Annotated in this window: 21 protein-coding genes; 15 read left to right on the top strand and 6 right to left on the bottom strand. The window is 39.1% G+C overall.

Features of this window, described 5'->3' with window-relative positions:
- Positions 1-192: 192 nt before the first annotated feature.
- From hisG to hisIE, 10 genes are read left to right on the top strand one after another with little or no spacing between them, the layout of a single operon-like run.
- Positions 193-1,050 (top strand): ATP phosphoribosyltransferase, encoded by an 858-nt coding sequence (hisG, locus tag ACSLUF_RS08105; RefSeq protein ID WP_435625606.1) that lies wholly within the window; start codon positions 193-195, stop codon positions 1,048-1,050.
- A complete protein-coding gene (gene hisD / locus ACSLUF_RS08110) occupies positions 1,050-2,342 on the top strand; it encodes a histidinol dehydrogenase (RefSeq protein ID WP_435625607.1) in 1,293 nt (430 codons plus the stop codon). The genes hisG and hisD overlap by 1 nt, the downstream gene beginning before the upstream one ends.
- Positions 2,342-3,403: a histidinol-phosphate transaminase gene (hisC, locus tag ACSLUF_RS08115; protein WP_435625608.1), complete on the top strand. Its 1,062-nt coding sequence runs from the start codon at positions 2,342-2,344 to the stop codon at positions 3,401-3,403. Before hisD ends, hisC begins: the two co-directional genes overlap by 1 nt.
- 58 nt (positions 3,404-3,461) lie before the next feature.
- The gene (gene hisB, locus ACSLUF_RS08120) at positions 3,462-4,595 is read left to right on the top strand and encodes a bifunctional histidinol-phosphatase/imidazoleglycerol-phosphate dehydratase HisB (RefSeq protein WP_435625609.1); all 1,134 of its coding nucleotides are present in this window, start codon (positions 3,462-3,464) and stop codon (positions 4,593-4,595) included.
- Positions 4,596-5,177, top strand: a complete 582-nt coding sequence (hisH, locus tag ACSLUF_RS08125) for an imidazole glycerol phosphate synthase subunit HisH (protein ID WP_435625610.1) — start codon at positions 4,596-4,598, stop codon at positions 5,175-5,177.
- The gene (locus ACSLUF_RS08130; RefSeq protein WP_435625611.1) at positions 5,177-5,602 is read left to right on the top strand and encodes a GNAT family N-acetyltransferase; all 426 of its coding nucleotides are present in this window, start codon (positions 5,177-5,179) and stop codon (positions 5,600-5,602) included. The genes hisH and ACSLUF_RS08130 overlap by 1 nt, the downstream gene beginning before the upstream one ends.
- 2 nt (positions 5,603-5,604) lie before the next feature.
- Positions 5,605-6,390: a HisA/HisF-related TIM barrel protein gene (locus ACSLUF_RS08135; protein ID WP_435625612.1), complete on the top strand. Its 786-nt coding sequence runs from the start codon at positions 5,605-5,607 to the stop codon at positions 6,388-6,390.
- The gene (locus tag ACSLUF_RS08140; RefSeq protein ID WP_435625613.1) at positions 6,377-6,895 is read left to right on the top strand and encodes a DinB family protein; all 519 of its coding nucleotides are present in this window, start codon (positions 6,377-6,379) and stop codon (positions 6,893-6,895) included. The genes ACSLUF_RS08135 and ACSLUF_RS08140 overlap by 14 nt, the downstream gene beginning before the upstream one ends.
- A 10-nt stretch (positions 6,896-6,905) precedes the next feature.
- On the top strand, positions 6,906-7,661 hold the full coding sequence (gene hisF, locus ACSLUF_RS08145) for an imidazole glycerol phosphate synthase subunit HisF (protein ID WP_435625614.1): 756 nt from the start codon (positions 6,906-6,908) through the stop codon (positions 7,659-7,661).
- Positions 7,662-7,702: 41 nt separating this feature from the next.
- The gene (gene hisIE, locus ACSLUF_RS08150; protein WP_435625615.1) at positions 7,703-8,302 is read left to right on the top strand and encodes a bifunctional phosphoribosyl-AMP cyclohydrolase/phosphoribosyl-ATP diphosphatase HisIE; all 600 of its coding nucleotides are present in this window, start codon (positions 7,703-7,705) and stop codon (positions 8,300-8,302) included.
- A gap of 4 nt (positions 8,303-8,306) precedes the next feature.
- Here the strand turns inward: hisIE and ACSLUF_RS08155 are convergent, their stop codons facing one another.
- A complete protein-coding gene (locus tag ACSLUF_RS08155; protein ID WP_435625616.1) occupies positions 8,307-9,113 on the bottom strand; it encodes a DUF1853 family protein in 807 nt (268 codons plus the stop codon).
- Positions 9,114-9,187: 74 nt separating this feature from the next.
- Between ACSLUF_RS08155 and ACSLUF_RS08160 the strand changes: the two genes are divergently transcribed.
- Positions 9,188-10,339: a vWA domain-containing protein gene (locus ACSLUF_RS08160; RefSeq protein ID WP_435625827.1), complete on the top strand. Its 1,152-nt coding sequence runs from the start codon at positions 9,188-9,190 to the stop codon at positions 10,337-10,339.
- A 19-nt stretch (positions 10,340-10,358) separates the two neighbouring features.
- Positions 10,359-11,822 (top strand): magnesium chelatase, encoded by a 1,464-nt coding sequence (locus ACSLUF_RS08165; protein WP_435625617.1) that lies wholly within the window; start codon positions 10,359-10,361, stop codon positions 11,820-11,822.
- Here the strand turns inward: ACSLUF_RS08165 and ACSLUF_RS08170 are convergent, their stop codons facing one another.
- The gene (locus ACSLUF_RS08170) at positions 11,823-12,305 is read right to left on the bottom strand and encodes a hypothetical protein (RefSeq protein WP_435625618.1); all 483 of its coding nucleotides are present in this window, start codon (positions 12,303-12,305) and stop codon (positions 11,823-11,825) included. It abuts the gene before it with no gap.
- Between the two features lie 117 nt (positions 12,306-12,422).
- Positions 12,423-13,655, bottom strand: coding sequence for a DUF418 domain-containing protein (locus ACSLUF_RS08175; protein ID WP_435625619.1), 1,233 nt, complete (start codon positions 13,653-13,655; stop codon positions 12,423-12,425).
- 105 nt (positions 13,656-13,760) lie between these two features.
- Here ACSLUF_RS08175 and ACSLUF_RS08180 point away from each other — a divergent pair, with 105 nt between their 5' ends.
- Together ACSLUF_RS08180 and ACSLUF_RS08185 are read left to right on the top strand one after the other, a co-directional pair.
- Positions 13,761-14,630, top strand: coding sequence for an alpha/beta hydrolase (locus tag ACSLUF_RS08180; RefSeq protein ID WP_435625620.1), 870 nt, complete (start codon positions 13,761-13,763; stop codon positions 14,628-14,630).
- 52 nt (positions 14,631-14,682) lie between these two features.
- Entirely contained in the window at positions 14,683-15,423 is a 741-nt protein-coding gene (locus tag ACSLUF_RS08185) for an alpha/beta hydrolase (protein ID WP_435625621.1), read from the top strand.
- A 1-nt stretch (position 15,424) separates the two neighbouring features.
- Here ACSLUF_RS08185 and cysM read toward each other — a convergent pair whose 3' ends face one another.
- Both cysM and epsC read right to left on the bottom strand, forming a co-directional pair.
- A complete protein-coding gene (gene cysM, locus ACSLUF_RS08190; RefSeq protein WP_435625622.1) occupies positions 15,425-16,309 on the bottom strand; it encodes a cysteine synthase CysM in 885 nt (294 codons plus the stop codon).
- A complete protein-coding gene (gene epsC / locus ACSLUF_RS08195; RefSeq protein ID WP_435625623.1) occupies positions 16,299-17,090 on the bottom strand; it encodes a serine O-acetyltransferase EpsC in 792 nt (263 codons plus the stop codon). Before epsC ends, cysM begins: the two co-directional genes overlap by 11 nt.
- A 91-nt stretch (positions 17,091-17,181) precedes the next feature.
- Between epsC and ACSLUF_RS08200 the strand changes: the two genes are divergently transcribed.
- Positions 17,182-17,862 (top strand): DUF2461 domain-containing protein, encoded by a 681-nt coding sequence (locus ACSLUF_RS08200; protein WP_435625624.1) that lies wholly within the window; start codon positions 17,182-17,184, stop codon positions 17,860-17,862.
- Here the strand turns inward: ACSLUF_RS08200 and ACSLUF_RS08205 are convergent.
- The gene (locus ACSLUF_RS08205; protein ID WP_435625625.1) at positions 17,851-18,261 is read right to left on the bottom strand and encodes a glyoxalase; all 411 of its coding nucleotides are present in this window, start codon (positions 18,259-18,261) and stop codon (positions 17,851-17,853) included. The two genes, ACSLUF_RS08200 and ACSLUF_RS08205, sit on opposite strands and share 12 nt — an antisense overlap.
- Between the last annotated feature and the right edge of the window lie 15 nt (positions 18,262-18,276).

An 18,276-nucleotide genomic window follows, 5' to 3' on the forward strand; every position in this document is an offset into this window, starting at 1 on the left:
TTTGATAAAAAAATATATTTTACTTTTACTCCCGAAATGAGAAATCAAAGTACACATCATCATTTTTATACTTGCACTCAAGCGAGGTAGAAATGTATTGTTGTAGATAAACTATATTTTAACCCGTTTGAGAAATCAAACGGGTTTTGTTTTTGTACCCTTTTGGTTTCTCAGATTAAATGAAAAAGAAACATGACTAAAATTAGAATTGCAGTTCAAAAAAGTGGCCGATTGAACGAGGATTCACTTAAAATTCTAAAAGACTGCGGAATTTCTATTGATAACGGTAAGGACCAATTAAAGGCTACAGCCCGTAATTTTCCTTTGGAGGTCTTTTACCTTAGGAACGGTGATATTCCTCAATATTTGAGGGATGGAGTAGTGGATATTGCTATTCTGGGAGAGAATGTCTTGGTTGAAAAAGGGAAGGATATTTCCATCGTCGAAAAATTGAATTTCTCAAAATGTAGGGTATCCTTGGCGGTTCCTAAATCCTTTGAATATAATTCAGTTAAAGATTTTGAAGGAAAACAAATAGCCACTTCGTATCCCAACACGGTAAAGGACTACCTCACTGAGAAAGGAGTAAATGCCAATTTACATATCATCAACGGTTCTGTGGAAATTGCTCCCAACATAGGTTTGGCGGATGGAATTTGCGATATTGTTTCCAGCGGGAGTACACTTTTCAAAAACAATCTAAAGGAAGTAGAAGTGATTTTAAAAAGTGAAGCAGTACTGGCTGTCTCACCCAAAATCTCTAAGGAAAGAGAATCAGTTCTAGATAAACTTAGATTTCGAATTCAATCCGTGCTCGAAGCCAGGAACAATAAATATGTACTTCTGAATGCGCCCAACGAGAAGTTGGATGACATTTTAGCTCTTTTACCTGGTATGAGAAGCCCCACGGTACTACCGTTGGCGGAAAAAGGATGGAGTTCGGTGCATACCGTGATTCAACAAGGTACTTTCTGGGAAGTTATTGATGAGTTAAAACAGGCAGGGGCCGAAGGGATTCTGGTATGTCCAATTGAGAAAATGGTACGCTGATGCAAAGAATTGAGAATCCACCAAAAAAGGATTGGAAGAATATCTTGAAACGTCCTACCCAGCAAGTCGGGGATATTGAAGCGACGGTAGAACGAATTTTTGCAGAAGTACAAAATGACGGAGATAATACGCTTCTAAAATATACTTCGCAGTTTGATGGAGTGGATTTACAGGATTTAAAAGTCACTTCCTCAGAAATTGAAAATGCTTCAGCCCAAGTTTCGGAAGAATTGAAAAACGCCATTCAGATGGCGAAAAGAAACATAGAACGATTTCACAAAGCTCAAAAAAGTGAACCTGTTACCGTGGAAACTATGCCCGGTGTGCAATGCTGGCAAGAAAAAAGACCTATTCAAAAAGTGGGTCTTTACATTCCTGGGGGAACGGCACCCTTGTTTTCCACGATTTTGATGTTGGCAGTTCCTGCAAAGATTGCAGGTTGCAACGAAATTGTATTATGTTCCCCTCCAAACAGTGAAGGGAAAATTAATCCTGCGATTTTATATACTGCAAGTTTGTGCGGAGTTACCCAAATCTTCAAGGTGGGTGGGATACAGGCCATAGCTGGAATGACCTTTGGCACCGAAAGTATCCCAAAAGTGTATAAAATATTCGGTCCCGGTAATCAGTATGTTACGGTAGCAAAGCAGCTGGCCACAAAATATGGAGTGAGTATAGATATGCCAGCAGGACCCAGTGAGTTATTGGTGGTTGCGGATAATACAGCCAATGCAGCATTTGTAGCTTCGGATTTATTGAGTCAGGCAGAACATGGAGTGGATAGCCAGGTGGTTTTGGTTTCCACATCCAAAAAACTCATTGATGAGACGGCTGAAGAAGTACAAAAACAATTGGAGGCTTTGCCTAGGAAGGAGATTGCAAAACAGGCCGTTTCCAATAGCAGACTTATTCTTGTTGGGAGTGATGATGTCGCTTTGGATTTAATTAATGAATATGGCCCCGAGCACTATATAGTGTGTGTTGAAAATGAGGATTTTTATATCAAAAACACGGTGAACGCAGGCTCGGTTTTTATTGGAAATTATACACCTGAAAGTGCAGGGGATTATGCATCAGGCACCAACCATACCTTACCAACAAATGGGTATGCCAAGCAATATAGCGGGGTAAATTTAGATAGCTTTTTGAAGAGTATGACTTTTCAGAAAATCGATGAAAAAGGTATCCAAGCAATCGGAAATACAGTGGAGCTCATGGCGGAGGCGGAAGGCTTACAGGCACACAAAAATGCAGTTACACTTAGGTTAAAAGAACTGGAATCAAAGGAGTAATGGGTTTGACGAAAAAATTCAATATTGAGGACTTTGTTCGAGAGTCGGTAAAAGGGCTAAAACCCTATTCTTCCGCAAGGGATGAATATGTTTCCGATGGTAGTAAGATGATTTTCTTGGATGCTAATGAAAATCCCTATGAAAATGGCGTGAATCGCTATCCAGACCCCCAACAAAGAAGCCTTAAAGCGGTTTTAGCTTCACAAAGAAATATTTCAGAAAAGAACATTTTACTTGGAAATGGTAGTGACGAAGTACTGGATTTGTTATTTAGGGGATTTTGTGAACCTGCGGTGGATAATGTTATCACTTTGCCACCTACCTATGGAATGTACAGGGTGCTTTCAGGAATTAACGCCGTTGAAAACAGAGAGGTTTTGCTGGCCTCAGATTTTGAACCTGATGTCGAAATAATTCTCGAAACGGTTGATGAAAACAGCAAAATCATTTTTTTGTGTTCCCCCAACAATCCCACAGGAAATCGTTTTTCAACATCCAAAATAGAGGCTATCCTAAATGGATTTGATGGTTTGGTGGTAATCGATGAAGCCTATATTGATTTTTCCGGCCAGGAAAGCTGGCTTTCCAGACTGTCTGACTTTCCGAATTTGGTGGTTACGCAAACCTTGTCTAAGGCCTATGGGATGGCAGGGATTCGATTGGGTATTTGTTGTGCATCCAATGAAATTATTCAGGTACTCAACAAAATCAAACCACCTTACAATGTCAACGAACTTACGCAACAGAAGGCGTTATCTCGCGTGGTTAACCAAGATTCAGTAGTCAAAGAAGTTGAGCAAATATTGAAGGAAAGGAAAATTTTGATTCAAGCACTTGACAAAATAGACTTTGTGGAAAAGATATTCCCCACAGATGCCAATTTTGTTTTGGTAAAGGTGGATAATGCGGAAAAACGGTATAACCAATTATTGGATTTAAATGTTGTGGTCCGCAACAGAAGTACACAACCTTTATGTGAAAATACCTTGCGATTTACCGTAGGGACTTCTGAGGAAAACAAAAAATTGATTGAAGTATTAAGTAAAATTTCGTCACCCTGAATTCGTTTCAGGGTCTCATTAAAAAGATGTTGACACAAATTCAGCATGATAATTGGATATGAAAAAAGTACTTTTTATAGATAGAGACGGAACCATTATTAAGGAAACAATCGATGAACAGATTGACTCCTTTGAGAAAATGATTTTCTACCCTAAGGTTTTCACCTATCTGGGCAAAATTGCTAAGGAGCTTAGTTATGAGTTGGTAATGATAACCAACCAGGATGGTTTGGGTACTGAAATTTTTCCAGAAGATACCTTTTGGCCCGTACACAATTTCATTTTAAGATCCTTTGAAAATGAAGGAGTCGTTTTTGATGAAGTTTTCATCGATAGAACATTTCCTAAAGAGAATGCCAATACGCGTAAACCGGGAACCGGCTTATTAACTTCCTATTTTTCCGATGAATACGATTTGTCTAATTCTTATGTGATTGGGGATAGATTGACCGATATGGAATTGGCCAAAAACCTGGGTGCACGGGGAATTTTTATCAATGACGAAACCCATTTAGGAACTGATGAAATTACAGTAAAAAGAGAAGAATTGGATGATTTCATTGCCCTAGAAAGCAACGAATGGCAAAAAATATATGAGTTCTTGAAGCTCAAAGACCGAACAGGAAAGATTTCGCGTACAACCAACGAAACCGATATTCAAATAGAAATCAACTTAGATGGTACTGGAAAGAGCGAGATAAATACCGGACTTGCCTTTTTTGACCATATGTTAGACCAGCTAGCGAGACACGGACAGTTGGATTTGATTATTAACGTAAAAGGAGATTTGGAGGTGGATGAGCACCACACGATTGAGGATACCGCCATTGCGTTAGGAGAAGTATTTCACCAAGCCTTGGGTGACAAACTAGGTATGGAACGTTACGGTTTTTCTCTTCCCATGGATGATTGTTTGGCTCAAGTTGCCATTGATTTTGGAGGGAGGAATTGGTTGGTTTGGGATGCCGAATTTAAACGTGAGAAAATTGGTGACATGCCTACGGAAATGTTTCACCACTTCTTTAAATCGTTTACTGATGGTGCCAAAGCAAACCTGAATATTAAGGTAGAAGGTACCAATGAACATCACAAAATAGAGGCGATTTTCAAAGCTTTTGCAAAATCCATTAAGATGGCCGTAAAAAGGGATGCCGAGAAAATGATTTTACCATCCACAAAAGGAATGCTGTAAATGAAAATTGTTATAATCGATTATGGAGCGGGTAATATCCAAAGCATCAAATTTGCGATTCAGCGTTTGGGTTTTGAGGCGGTACTGAGTAGTGATGCGAATGAAATAACCAACGCAGATAAAGTGATATTCCCTGGAGTCGGTGAGGCTAGTTCAGCCATGTCAAAACTGAATGAAAGTGGTTTAGAGGATACAATCATAAACTTAAAGCAACCTGTATTGGGTATTTGCTTGGGGATGCAATTGATGTGCAACAGTTCGGAAGAAGGCAATACCAGAGGGTTAGGGATTTTTGATGTGGATGTGGTTAAATTTTCGGAAGCACTGAAAGTACCTCAAATAGGTTGGAATGAGATTAAATCGTTAAAATCTGACCTCTTTAAATCCGTTGGTGAAAATAGCCATATCTATCTCGTTCATAGTTTTTATGCCCCTCTATCAACAGATACTATTGCAGTGTCGGATTATGGATTGGAATACAGTGCTGCCTTGAAAAAAGATAACTTTTACGGTACCCAATTCCACCCAGAAAAGAGCAGTGATGTAGGGTCGAGAATTCTTCAAAACTTTTTGGAATTGTAATGGAACACAAGTTTTACATAGAAACAGATAAAAAGAAGCTTGATTTCACTGCTATACATCATGCCATTAAAAGCAGTTATTGGGGTGCCTATCGAACGGAGGAAATGACCCAAAGCACAATTGATAATTGTCTATGCTTCGGTGTTTACCTGAAAGAAACCGGTGCGCAGATTGGATTTGCCAGGGTCCTTACAGACGAGGTGGTTTTTGCCTATATCATGGATGTAATCATTTTTGATGGATACAGGGGCATGGGAGTTGGAAAAGATTTGGTCCGTCATATTTTGGAACATCCCACAGTAAAAAAGGTGCTTACAGTTGCTTTGAAAACAAAAGATGCGCATGGGATGTATCGCCCATTTGGGTTTGACAGTGTTGGTAATTCATCGATGTGGATGGCTAAAGACCATGCAAAATACGATTAACTATGAGGATTATACCAGCAATAGATATTATTGAAGGAAAATGTGTTCGCCTGTCCAAGGGAGATTACGACACAAAAAAAATATATAATGAAAATCCTTTGGAGGTTGCCCAAGAATTCGAAGCACATGGTATTGAGTATCTGCATTTGGTGGATTTGGACGGTGCAAAATCCAAACACGTTGTAAATCACAAAATTTTAGAACAGATTGCCTCCAAAACCCAACTAAAAATAGATTTTGGGGGAGGTCTTAAAAGTGATGAAGACCTACGAATTGCCTTTGATAGTGGCGCTACTCAAATTACTGGGGGAAGTATTGCGGTAAAAGACAGGGAAACCTTTTTAAGTTGGATTGCTAAATACGGGGCTGGGAAAATTATTCTTGGCGCAGATGCCAAAGATGAAAAAATTGCAATTTCTGGTTGGGAAGAAGAATCGGGTATATCCCTTGTTCCCTTCATAAAAGAGTTTCAAAAACAAGGTATTGAATATGTAATCTGTACCGATATCAGTAAGGATGGTATGCTTCAAGGCCCAGCTTTTGATTTGTATAAGAACATCTTGGAGAAAACGAAAAAGTGGGAAACCCGAATTACAGGGAGCGGAGTAGAAGATGAAGAAGTGTTGGGAATCCATCTTATAGCAAGTGGCGGGATTTCAGACTATAGTGAATTGGGCAAACTTGCTGATTTGGGTTGTGAGGGAACCATTATAGGCAAGGCCATATATGAGAATAAAATAAGTCTTAAGCAACTAGAAAACTATATTTTGGAATATGGAAGCCAATAAGGATTTCAAAATGGAATTTGTCAATCAGGCCAACTACCGTATGGATGAAAGCCTGAGAATGGTCAAAAAATGCTTTGACCAGCTCTCAGAGGAATTGATTTGGAAAAAGCCAAATTCCGTTGCCAATAGTATTGGAAATCTAATCCTTCATCTTTGCGGCAACATAACCCAGTATGGCATTGCATCCCTACAAGGGTTGGATGATGAAAGAAACAGGGATGAAGAATTTGAAACAGTTTCGGGATATACAAAAAGTGAACTTTTACAAAAGTTGGAGCAGACGGTTGAACTTGCCAAAACAAGCTTTAACAAAGTATCTACTGAGGAATTGCTCAAACCACGAAAGGTACAGGGTTTTGAGTTCTCTGGGATAGGTAATGTAGTGCACGTAGTTGAGCATTTCTCCTATCATACCGGTCAAATAGCGCTTTGGACAAAATTATTGAACAATCAAGACCTTGGGTTTTATGACGGGTTTGATTTGAATATTAAAAACGAAAAATAGGTAAGGAAATATGCTGACAAAACGAATCATTCCGTGTTTGGATATTAAAGATGGAAGAACCGTAAAAGGCGTCAACTTTGTGAATTTAAAGGATGCAGGAGACCCGGTGGAGTTGGCTGCATTGTATGCCAAGGAGGGTGCTGATGAGCTGGTTTTTTTGGATATTTCTGCCACCGAAGAAAAACGAAAAACTCTGGCGGATTTGGTATATCGTGTGGGCGAAAAAGTCAACATACCCTTTACAGTGGGAGGGGGAATACGTTCTGTGGAAGATGTGGATATTCTGCTCAAAAATGGTGCTGATAAGGTCTCGATTAACTCTTCAGCAGTAAAAAACCCCAATCTTATTAATGAATTGGTTTCCAAATTTGGTTCACAATGCATTGTTGTTGCTATAGACGCCAAACAAATTGATGGACAATGGAAGGTTCACTTAGTTGGGGGAAAAGTACCTACGGATATTGATTTATTTGAATGGGCTAAAGAAGTAGAAGAACGGGGTGCGGGAGAAATCCTGTTCACTTCAATGAATCATGACGGTACCAAAAACGGTTTTGCCAATGAAGCTTTAAGACAATTATCACGAAATTTAAACATTCCGATAATTGCCTCAGGAGGTGCAGGGGAAATGAGTCATTTCGCAGATACTTTTAAGGAAGGAGAAGCAGATGCAGCTCTAGCTGCCAGCGTATTCCACTTCAAGGAAATTGATATCATAGATTTGAAAAAGGAATTAAAAGAAGAAGGAATACCGGTTAGGCTATAATTTAAAATTTAGAATAGTTAAGAGTTTTAACTTCAGAAAAAATGGAAGCAGACTTTACTAAAAATACTGATGGATTGATTCCAGCCATTATCCAAGACGCATCAACAAAAAATGTATTGATGTTGGGATATATGAATGAAGAAGCTTTGGAAATTACCCAAAGTACCGGAAAAGTAACTTTTTTCAGTAGGAGCAAACAACGGCTTTGGACAAAGGGCGAGGAAAGTGGTAATTTTTTACATCTAGTTGATATCAAGAACGATTGTGATAAAGACACTTTGATTATTAAAGTGAACCCAAAAGGGCCTACCTGTCATACCGGTACGGATACCTGTTGGGGAGAGGACAATGCCCAGGAATATGGTTTCTTATCTAAACTGGAAGACATCATTACTTCCCGTAAGCAGAATAAAGAAGATGAAAAGAGCTATGTAGCCTCACTTTTTAGAAAGGGAATCAATAAAATTGCGCAAAAAGTGGGTGAGGAGGCTGTTGAAACGGTTATTGAGGCCAAGGATGATGACGATTCTTTATTCTTAAATGAAAGTGCAGACTTGTTGTTCCACTATTTAATCCTATTAACGGCCAAAGGTTTTTCCTTAAACGATGTGGTTGACGTGTTGGAGGAAAGACACAAATAGGCTTTTACCACCAAACCACAAAGAATTTTTCCAAAACCCTGTCTGCTTTTTTCATCCATAGCATGGGTGCATTTTTTTGAATCATTCTTAGGTTCACTTCCATAAGTGTAGCATTGTATACCATCCAATCCACATCAAGATGCGGGGTTACGGGCCATTCTTTCTTGTAGGGTATGTAGAACTGATGGTCTTTGAAATTACCGTTTTCAAAATCCGTAAACCGCATCCAATATCCCACAACACAATTTGGATTTAAAGGACGAATATGAACAGTAGGTTCATTAAATGGCCTGAACAACTGTGCTTTAAAACAACAATTTTGATGTATACCTTCTGCGTTTAATCCGAATTCATCTAGAATTGATTTAGTTTCTGGTCTGTTGATTAAAGCGAACTGGTCATTCTTAATTTTTTCCATCTTGGTGAAAAACATATCCCTTCTATTTGGTCCCATTAAGCGATGAATGGGTTCAGATATTGAAGAATCAACGATGTAGAATTTATAGGTTAGTTCTACATGATGAATTTTAGAGGTCTCTAGGTCTTTTAGAATAAAATCAATTTCACCAATTGTGGTCTTTTTAGAACGTATGGCTTGATTTTGAAGAAGTATTTCATAAGTACCATCAAATCGTATTAGTTGCTCAAATACGTGTTCCATCTGATGTCCCAATCGTAGGTTTTGAGGAATCTCCGTAGGTTGGAAACAAGCCATTTCTAGGGTTGGAAATACAAACTGGGCTATTCCGAAATGGGAATTCTTCCAAAGAGGAGGAGTGTCGTAAAACCCTTGAAATTGTTTGTGAATCATAACAGTTAAACCCCGTATCGTTAAGGTTTCTTTAAATGCAAAACCAATACGAACAAATGTCTTATTTTTATGTAATGGCTATGAATTTAAGAAAAGGGTTTCGATTCACTACCTACGAAGCTCCGGAGCAGACTCCCTTTGAACGGCTTTTTGAGATTTTCCAAGAATTGGTTACGCATACCTCAGGGGATGCTGAAGAGGCTTTGGATTGGCTTCGAGAATTGGATAAGGAATATGAGCTTACCGATGACGACTATACAATTGATGATTTCATTGAAGATTTAAAGGCCAAAGGCTATATCAGAGAAGAAATAGATCCCGATGGAAAACAAGGTGAAGGTGAAGAAGGCGATGGTGGCGGTAGTTTGTCCATAACTGCAAAGCTGGAACGTATGCTTCGGCAAAGAGCACTGGACCAGATTTTTGGGAAAATGAAACGACGAGGTTCAGGAGACCACAAAACCGGTAAGCTAGGAAATGGAGATGAACATACAGGAGAATTTAGGGAATATCGATATGGGGATTCCTTGGAGAGGATATCCATGACTGAAAGCTTAAAGAATGCCCAAATAAATCATGGTATGGGTAACTTTACTCTCAATGAAGAGGATTTGGTAGTGGAGGACACCCAATTTAAAGCCCAAATGAGCACGGTTTTGATGATTGATATTAGCCATAGCATGATTTTATATGGTGAAGACCGCATTACTCCGGCAAAAAAAGTAGCCATGGCCTTAGCGGAACTGATTACCACAAGATACCCAAAAGACACCTTGGATATTCTGGTATTTGGTAACGATGCTTGGCCCATACCCATTAAAGATTTACCCTATTTAAAGGTAGGACCCTATCATACCAATACGGTTGCTGGGTTACAATTGGCGATGGATATGCTACGCCGAAAGCGAAATACCAACAAACAGATTTTTATGATTACCGATGGGAAGCCCTCCTGCCTTCGTTTGCCCAACGGGGAATACTATAAAAATAGTGTGGGACTGGATGACTATATCGTGGAGCGCTGTTATGCAATGGCCCAACAAGCCAGAAAACTCCATATTCCAATTACCACTTTTATGATAGCCCAAGACCCGTATTTAATGCAATTTGTTCGGGAATTTACGAAAGCTAATAAGGGAAAAGCGTTCTATACCGGGCTAAAGGGTTTGGGTGAAATGATTTTTGAGGATTACGAAGAAAACAGAAAAAAAAGACTAAAAGGATAGATTGCTAAATATGAGCAAAATGGAACATACGAAGATTACTACCCTTGGGGAATTAAAAAAAGTAGGGTACGAAAGTAAGAGTATAAAAGATGAATTAAGGGATAACTTATTAGAGAAGATAGCCAATCGAGAAGAGACTTTCCAAGGCATTTGGGGATATGAAAATTCAGTTATTCCGGAGTTGGAGCGTGCAATTTTGTCGCGTCATAACATCAACTTGTTAGGGCTTAGAGGTCAAGCCAAAACCAGGCTGGCCCGGCTTATGATTCAATTATTGGATGAGTGGATTCCTGTGGTGGGTGGTTCAGAAATTCATGATGACCCACTTAATCCGATGTCCCGCTATGCGATTCAATTGATTGAAGAGAAAGGAGATGAAACCCCCATTGAATGGTTACATCGTGATGAGCGATTTTATGAAAAACTGGCCACGCCAGATGTAACCGTCGCCGATTTAATAGGGGATGTGGACCCTATTAAAGCAGCTAATTTGAAATTGTCCTATGCTGATGATCGGGTTATTCATTTTGGAATGATTCCCAGGGCAAACCGTTGCATATTTGTTATTAATGAATTACCAGACCTTCAAGCAAGAATTCAAGTGGCTTTATTTAATATACTGCAAGAAGGGGATATACAGATTAGAGGTTTTAAATTAAGATTGCCCCTGGATTTACAGTTCGTGTTTACAGCAAACCCCGAAGATTACACCAATAGGGGAAGTATCGTAACTCCATTAAAGGACCGAATAGGGTCGCAGATTTTAACACATTATCCGGAAAGCATAGAAATTGCCAAGAAAATAACCAAACAGGAAGCGGAATTGGATTCTAGGCAATCCGAGTCCATTTATGTTCCTGAAATGGCTATGGATTTATTGGAACAAATCAGCTTTGAAGCTAGGAAGAGCGAATATGTGGATGCGAAAAGTGGAGTAAGCGCACGTATGAGCATTACCGCTTTTGAAAATCTACTGAGCACCGCGGAAAGGCGAAGTATAAAAGCGGGAAGTGCTAAAACTGCTATTCGTCTGAGTGACTTTATGGGCGTAATTCCTTCGATTACGGGCAAAATAGAATTGGTTTATGAAGGAGAGCAGGAGGGAGCTGGTTCTGTTGCCGAAATATTAATTGAAGATTCCATTAAGACCCTTTTTGCAGATTTCTTCCCTAAAATTGACAAATTGGAACGGAAAGACGCTGAAGGTCCATATGATGACTTGGTATCTTGGTTTTTCGAGGGCGAAGGCTTTGAACTGTTGGATGACGATTCGGATGACGAATATCAAAGCAAGCTTGATTCCGTAGTGCCCTTACAAACACTCGTTAGAGAATACCAACCCACGATTTCAAGGGAAGACTCTTATTTCCTCAAGGAATTTTTATTGTGGGGATTGGTTGCCCATAAAAAATTGAGCAAACAACGCTTTTTGGAAGGCTATCAGTTTAAGGACTTATATGGCAGCTATATTCGTGGCCTATAATTATTGCCACATATTAAGGTTATCGTTGAAGTTTTCAAAATTGTATACACCAACGTATCGCTTTCTAATCCAAAAAGAGAAAAGGGTAAATACAAAAAGTAAGCAGTACAAAACCAAAATTAGAGTAGACATTGGACCAAAGGTGCTGGGTATAAAATGTTCCTGAAGTCCAGATATTGAATTGATTACGGTTATACTTTCATATATTTTGTAGGCATATACAACCATAACTGCGTATAAAGCGTATTCCAGGTTGCGCATTTTAGGATCTGGGAGATCTTCCTCACGGATTTTAAACCAAATCACATAGATGTATAAAAAGTGAATTATACTTAGTAAAGGAAAAATGAAATTATCCAATTTAGTCAGGTAGAAGGTGTTGGTATACACCCCATAAAAACTCAACACCACCAGTACAGTCAAAATCACCAAGGTGAGGATGTTTATACGTTTCCAAGTGCTCAAGTTTAGGATAAAGTTCATTTTTTTAGCGATTTAGGTTGTTCAAAATTGCAAATAAAACGAGTACTATCCGGGTTTTATTTCCACCATTTCGATGAATCGGAAAGAATGTTGGGTAAAGTGCAAAAAGTGTGGTAATCAGTCTTCAGCCTTGCGTTTCATCGGAAAAACTGTTAGAAAGGTAGCACTGCGCCATAACCATTCCAGCGGACCATATCTAAATTTTTTAAGCCACCAAGAACTTACTGCCATTTGTACCATAATAATGACAACGCCAATACCGAAAGTGTATACATTTCTTAGTTCTCCCAGATATCCCATTCCCCAACCGAAAAGCAAAGCGGTTCCGATAATACTTTGGAAAAAATAATTACTTAAAGCCATTCTACCATATGGGGCAAATTTAGAAAGCCATTTGCGTGCTCCATTTCTTTTATACAGTATCACAAAGACACTCAATATAATAAAGGTCATGGCTATATTGTTCAAATCAAAAGCAGTAAGGCCAAACATGGCAATCCATTGATCAAAGGTCACATTGCCGCCCATGCTACCAAAGGTAAGGGCCATTAATCCTCCGGATACCAAAAACAAAATAAGACCAACAATCCAAGTGCGTTTTACCCATTTCCTGCGGTTTTGATACGCTTCGAAAAATCCTAACCGTCCTATGAATAGACCTAAAAAGAAGAATCCGAGTGTAATATAACCTCTTCCAAATACACCGAGTTGAAAATTAGCTTTATTAATATGTCCTTGATAACCATTATAGGCGAACACATCCTTAATGGAACCCTCTTTTAATATGGAATAATAGGCTTGTACATCCTGACTGTCGGGTGTAAAATCCATACCAGGAAATACATTTGCTCCCTGGGTAAAATAGAAAACGATATAGCGTCCAACACCCAAAAACAATAAAGCCGTAAGTCCAAGAATCCACTTGTTGTTAACCTTATAGAAAGGTATAAGGAGAATACCAAGAATAGCATAAATGGTCAAAATATCCCCACCATAAAAGAGACTGTGCACATATCCTATTCCCAAAAGTAAGAGCAGCCTCCATAAAAAACGTCCTCCAAAATATTCTCCGCGTTTCGCCGCATTATCCATTTGGATAAAGAAGCTGAGTCCGAATAGAAATGAAAACAGGGCAAAGAATTTACCTCTTAGCAAAAAGCCTATAAATCCATCCACGATGTCATCGCCAATGCCCTGATGAACAGCCTCATTGAAGGCCGAAGGTGATGGTGCTCCAATGTAGTTTTCCACCATATGGACGATAACGATACCCGCTAGGGAAAAGCCGCGAAGAGCATCAATAATTTCAATTCGATTTTGAGGCAATACGCCTGAGTCTGAAGATTCCATAATGTTTTTTGATTGATTGAGAGTAGAAAAATAAGAATTTAAAGTTGAAATAACTGAAAAAGAGGTCTTTAGTTTTTTTTGTAATTTGGAAAAAACTAGAACTTCATGCAAAGCTGGATGTATATTGTTTTAGCCATATTAAGCGTGTATGTCCTAATCAGCGTACTTCTTTTTGTTTTACAGGACTTCTTTCTATTTAAACCGGAAAAACTGGATAAGGATTTTCAGTTTCACTATGATAATCAGATTACGGAAGAGTATAATATAGAAACTCGCGACGGTGCCATAATTAATGGTTTACACTTTAAGGCAAAAGACTCCAAAGGGGTAGTTTTTTATTTGAAGGGAAATTCCAAAAGCATAAAAGGATGGGGGAAGTTTGCAGTGGACTTCACGCGACATGGTTTTGACGTTGTTATGGTGGACTACCGTGGCTTTGGAAAAAGCACGGGCCGACGGACCCAAAAAGCCGTAAAAAGGGATATGCAGGTCATTTACAACGAGATTAAAAAGAAGGTACCTGAGAAGTATATCATTTTGTATGGCAGGTCGTTGGGGTCAGGATTTGCTGCCAAACTGGCTTCCATGAACGAGCCACGGATGCTTATTTTGGATGCGCCTTATTACAGCTTAAGCAAAGTAGCCAAGAAATACATCCCGTTTATGCCACTCTCGTTATTGATAAAATTTCCGATGCCTACATACAAATGGTTAAAATATGTAAAGTGCCCCATACATATTCTTCATGGTACAGACGACAAGTTAATCCCGTATAAAACCAGTATCAAGCTATCCAAAATAAATCCAAAACGTACTAAGCTATATACCATAATCGGGGGAGGCCACAAAGATTTGAACACCTTTGAATCGTACCATAGTATGCTTAGCGATATCATCAATTCAAGACCCGAAAAAGTAAATTTGGAAAGTTCGAGTATTGATGTGAAACACACCTCAAAACCTATTAATGCGTAAACTGGGTCGATTTGCAATCGTTATCTTTTTTTTATTCCTAATACTTACTTTAATGCTCACTTTTCTCCAAGAAAAATTCATATTTCTACCTACACAATTACCCCAGGATTACGTCTATACCTTTGAAGGAGACTTTGAGGAATTTTTTTTAACACACCCAGATGGCGCCAAACTAAACGCACTTCAGTTTAAATCGAAAAACCCCAAGGGAGCCATTCTATATTTTCATGGCAATGCTGGAGATTTATCCCGTTGGGGAGAAATTGCCATTCGTTTCGTGGATTTCAACTATGACGTAATTGTTATGGATTACAGAGGTTATGGTAAGAGCACTGGGGAAAGAAGCGAAACCAAACTTTTGGAAGATGCCCAGCTTTTTTATGAATACACGGGCAAAATATTTCCGTCGGAGAAAATTGTGGTCTATGGACGCTCTTTAGGCGCTAGTATAGCCACCTTTGTAGCATCAAAAAACAAGGTGGGAAAACTGATATTGGAAACCCCGTTTTACAATCTCACCGATGTGGCCGAGGAGAGGTTTCCACTTTTGCCTATGAAGACCATTCTAAAGTATAAATTGGCCTCCAACAAATACATTCAACAAGTACAGGCTCCAATTCGTATTTTTCACGGGACGGAAGATAGGGTAGTGGCCTATAATTCAGGCAAACGTTTATTCCAGGTAATTCCCATCGACAATAAAAAAATGTATACCGTTGACGGAGGCAAACACAATGACCTTGATGAATTTGAGGAATATTGGAATGCCATTCGGGAAGAGCTAACCCATTAATTTAATCAAATAAGTCGGAAGAAAGATAACGATCTCCACGGTCGCAAACAATGGAAACAATAGTTCCACGCTCTAAACTTTCAGCCAAACGCAATGCTACAGTTGCCGCCCCTCCGCTGCTCATTCCTGAAAAAATTCCTTCTTCCTTGGCCAATCGCTTCGCCATTATTATTGCTTCTTCTTGACTCACCTCCATGATTTGATCTACCTTACTTGGATTAAAAATCTTGGGCAAGTAGGCTTCAGGCCATTTACGAATCCCAGGTATTCTTGAGTTATCAGTGGGTTGTACACCAATGATGTTGATGTCTCCGTTTTGTTCCTTTAAATAAGTAGAAGTACCCATAATGGTTCCTGTTGTCCCCATACTGGACACAAAATGGGTAACCTGTCCTTCCGTATCCTTCCAGATTTCAGGACCCGTAGTTTTATAGTGGGCCTTCCAATTATCATTATTCCCGAATTGATTGAGCATTTTATACCCTTCATGGTTCACTTTGGCTTCTGCGAAATCCCTTGCTCCTTCAATACCTACCTCTGAGGAAGTCAAAGTAACCTTAGCCCCATAAGCTCGCATGGTTTGTACCCGTTCTTTTGTGGAGTTTTCGGGCATCACCAATTCAATATTCAGTCCATAAATCCCAGCTATCATTGCCAAGGCAATTCCAGTGTTGCCACTTGTAGCCTCAATTAGTTTGGTATCTTTTGTGATTTCACCCCGCTCCAAACCACTTTTAATCATATTGTAGGCGGGTCTATCCTTTACGCTCCCACCGGGGTTATGTCCCTCTAGTTTAAAAAAAAGCTTTACATTTTTATTGGTGTTCAATACTTTGGATTCTACCAAAGGAGTGTTGCCAATAAGGTCTAAAATGTTATTCGACATTCGCAGTCTTAATTTTTATTTCTGGAGTATGGAAAACAGTTGAATTAGCTGGAACCGATGAAGTCAACCACGCATTACCGCCAATTATCGAGTTTTCACCAATAATAGTTTCTCCTCCGAGGATAGTAGCGTTGGCGTAAATAGTTACGTTTGACATAATGGTGGGGTGTCTCTTTATTTTTTGGAGTTTTTTATCCACATACAGTGCTCCCAAGGTAACCCCCTGATACACCTTAACATTATCATGAATAACTGCGGTCTCACCTATAACCACACCTGTGGCGTGATCAATAAAAAAAGATTTTCCAATTTGAGCACCAGGATTGATATCAACACCCGTTTGCCTATGGGCATATTCGGTCATTAATCTAGGAACCAAAGGAAACCCTTCCTTATAAAGCTCGTGCGCCAAGCGATATATGGCAATGGCATAAAACCCAGGATATGCCATGTAAATTTCTTGGATTGACAGCGAAGCTGGGTCACAGTTTAGAATGGCTTCGGCATCCAGATTCAACTTTTCCAAAATTGATGGTAGGGTAGAAACGTATTTGTGCCAAAGTTTATCGCAAGGCTTATTCAAGTCCCAACAAGCCAAATCCACAAGTCTAGCAAATTGTTTCTCCAATACATCCAGATTCTCTTCAACGGGAGTGTTTACATCAAAAAGCGTATAGAACAATGTATTTGTGAATTCCTCAGTTTCCCTTTTTAGTCTATAGTCTAGGTAGGGTTGTTTCTTATGCCCTTTTAATTCTTGAATGATTTTTTCCTTGTTCATGATTGATTGTAAAGTCTAAAAATAGATAAAACATATGCATACCGCTCTCAATTCTCTAACTTTAGCGTAAATATAACATCTTGATTGTCGCATGAAAGACCATACCATTTCAAAAGAAACCCTTGATTTTTTAAAAACTCTTGAAAAAAACAATAACCGGGATTGGTTTGAAGCCAACAAACCCGAATTTAAATCCCACGAATCGTATGTCAAACAGTTTTATAGCAGTATTCGGGAAAACTTGGAGTCGCATGACGAGATTGAAAAAATGAAAATGTTCCGCATTTATCGAGATGTACGGTTTTCAAAGGATAAGACCCCTTACAAAACCCATTTTGCAGGGTCTTTTTCCCGGCTTGGGGCACACCTTCGTGGTGGTTACTATTTACGTATTAAACCAGGGGAGTCCTTTGCCGCGGTTGGATTTTGGGAACCTAACAAAGAAGACCTGTTCCGAATTCGAAAAGAGTTCGAGATGGATGCTTCAGATTTCAGAAAGACCATAGGGCAAGATTCATTGAAATCCATTTGGGGAGAAATTCAAGGGGATGGTGTTAAAACGGCACCAAAAGGATTTGATAAGGAACACCCAGATATAGATTTAATAAAAAGAAAGCAGTTCATTTTCGTAAGGAACTTTTCGGATAAAGAAGTACTGAGCACATCATTTATGAAAGAAGTGAACCAATCTTTCAAGGCCATTCGCCCCTTCTTTGATATCATGAGCGATATCTTGACCACCAATTTAAATGGAGAATCCCTATTGGACTAATTCTGTCTCCTGAAGCAACTGTAGTTGGTCCTTTAAACGCTCGATCACCATGTTCATCATACGCTTGTTCAAGGCTGAAGAATTGGTGATGTAGATAGTATATTCCTCTACTGTAAATTGGCCTATAACCATCCCTTTCAGGGAATTTCTGAACTTAATATCCTTTTGTATGGATTTTTCTATATAATCCATCTTTTTCTCCATGGACAATTCATAAAAAACTCCTTTGTGTTTTCTAGCATAATTTCTGAAAACCTCAAGCAACAATGGGTTTTGCATTTTGATAATGGGACGAAGCGTCTTGTTTTGAAAACGCTCTTCCATACTCATATTGTTGTGAATTTGTGCTGTGGGAATTTCTGGACGAATGTCCAATAAATTACTAGATCTTGAAACCATGGTGTTTCGTTTTAC

This window comes from Flagellimonas sp. (assembly GCF_965601775.1).
In the GTDB taxonomy this organism is placed as follows: Bacteria; Bacteroidota; Bacteroidia; order Flavobacteriales; family Flavobacteriaceae; genus Flagellimonas.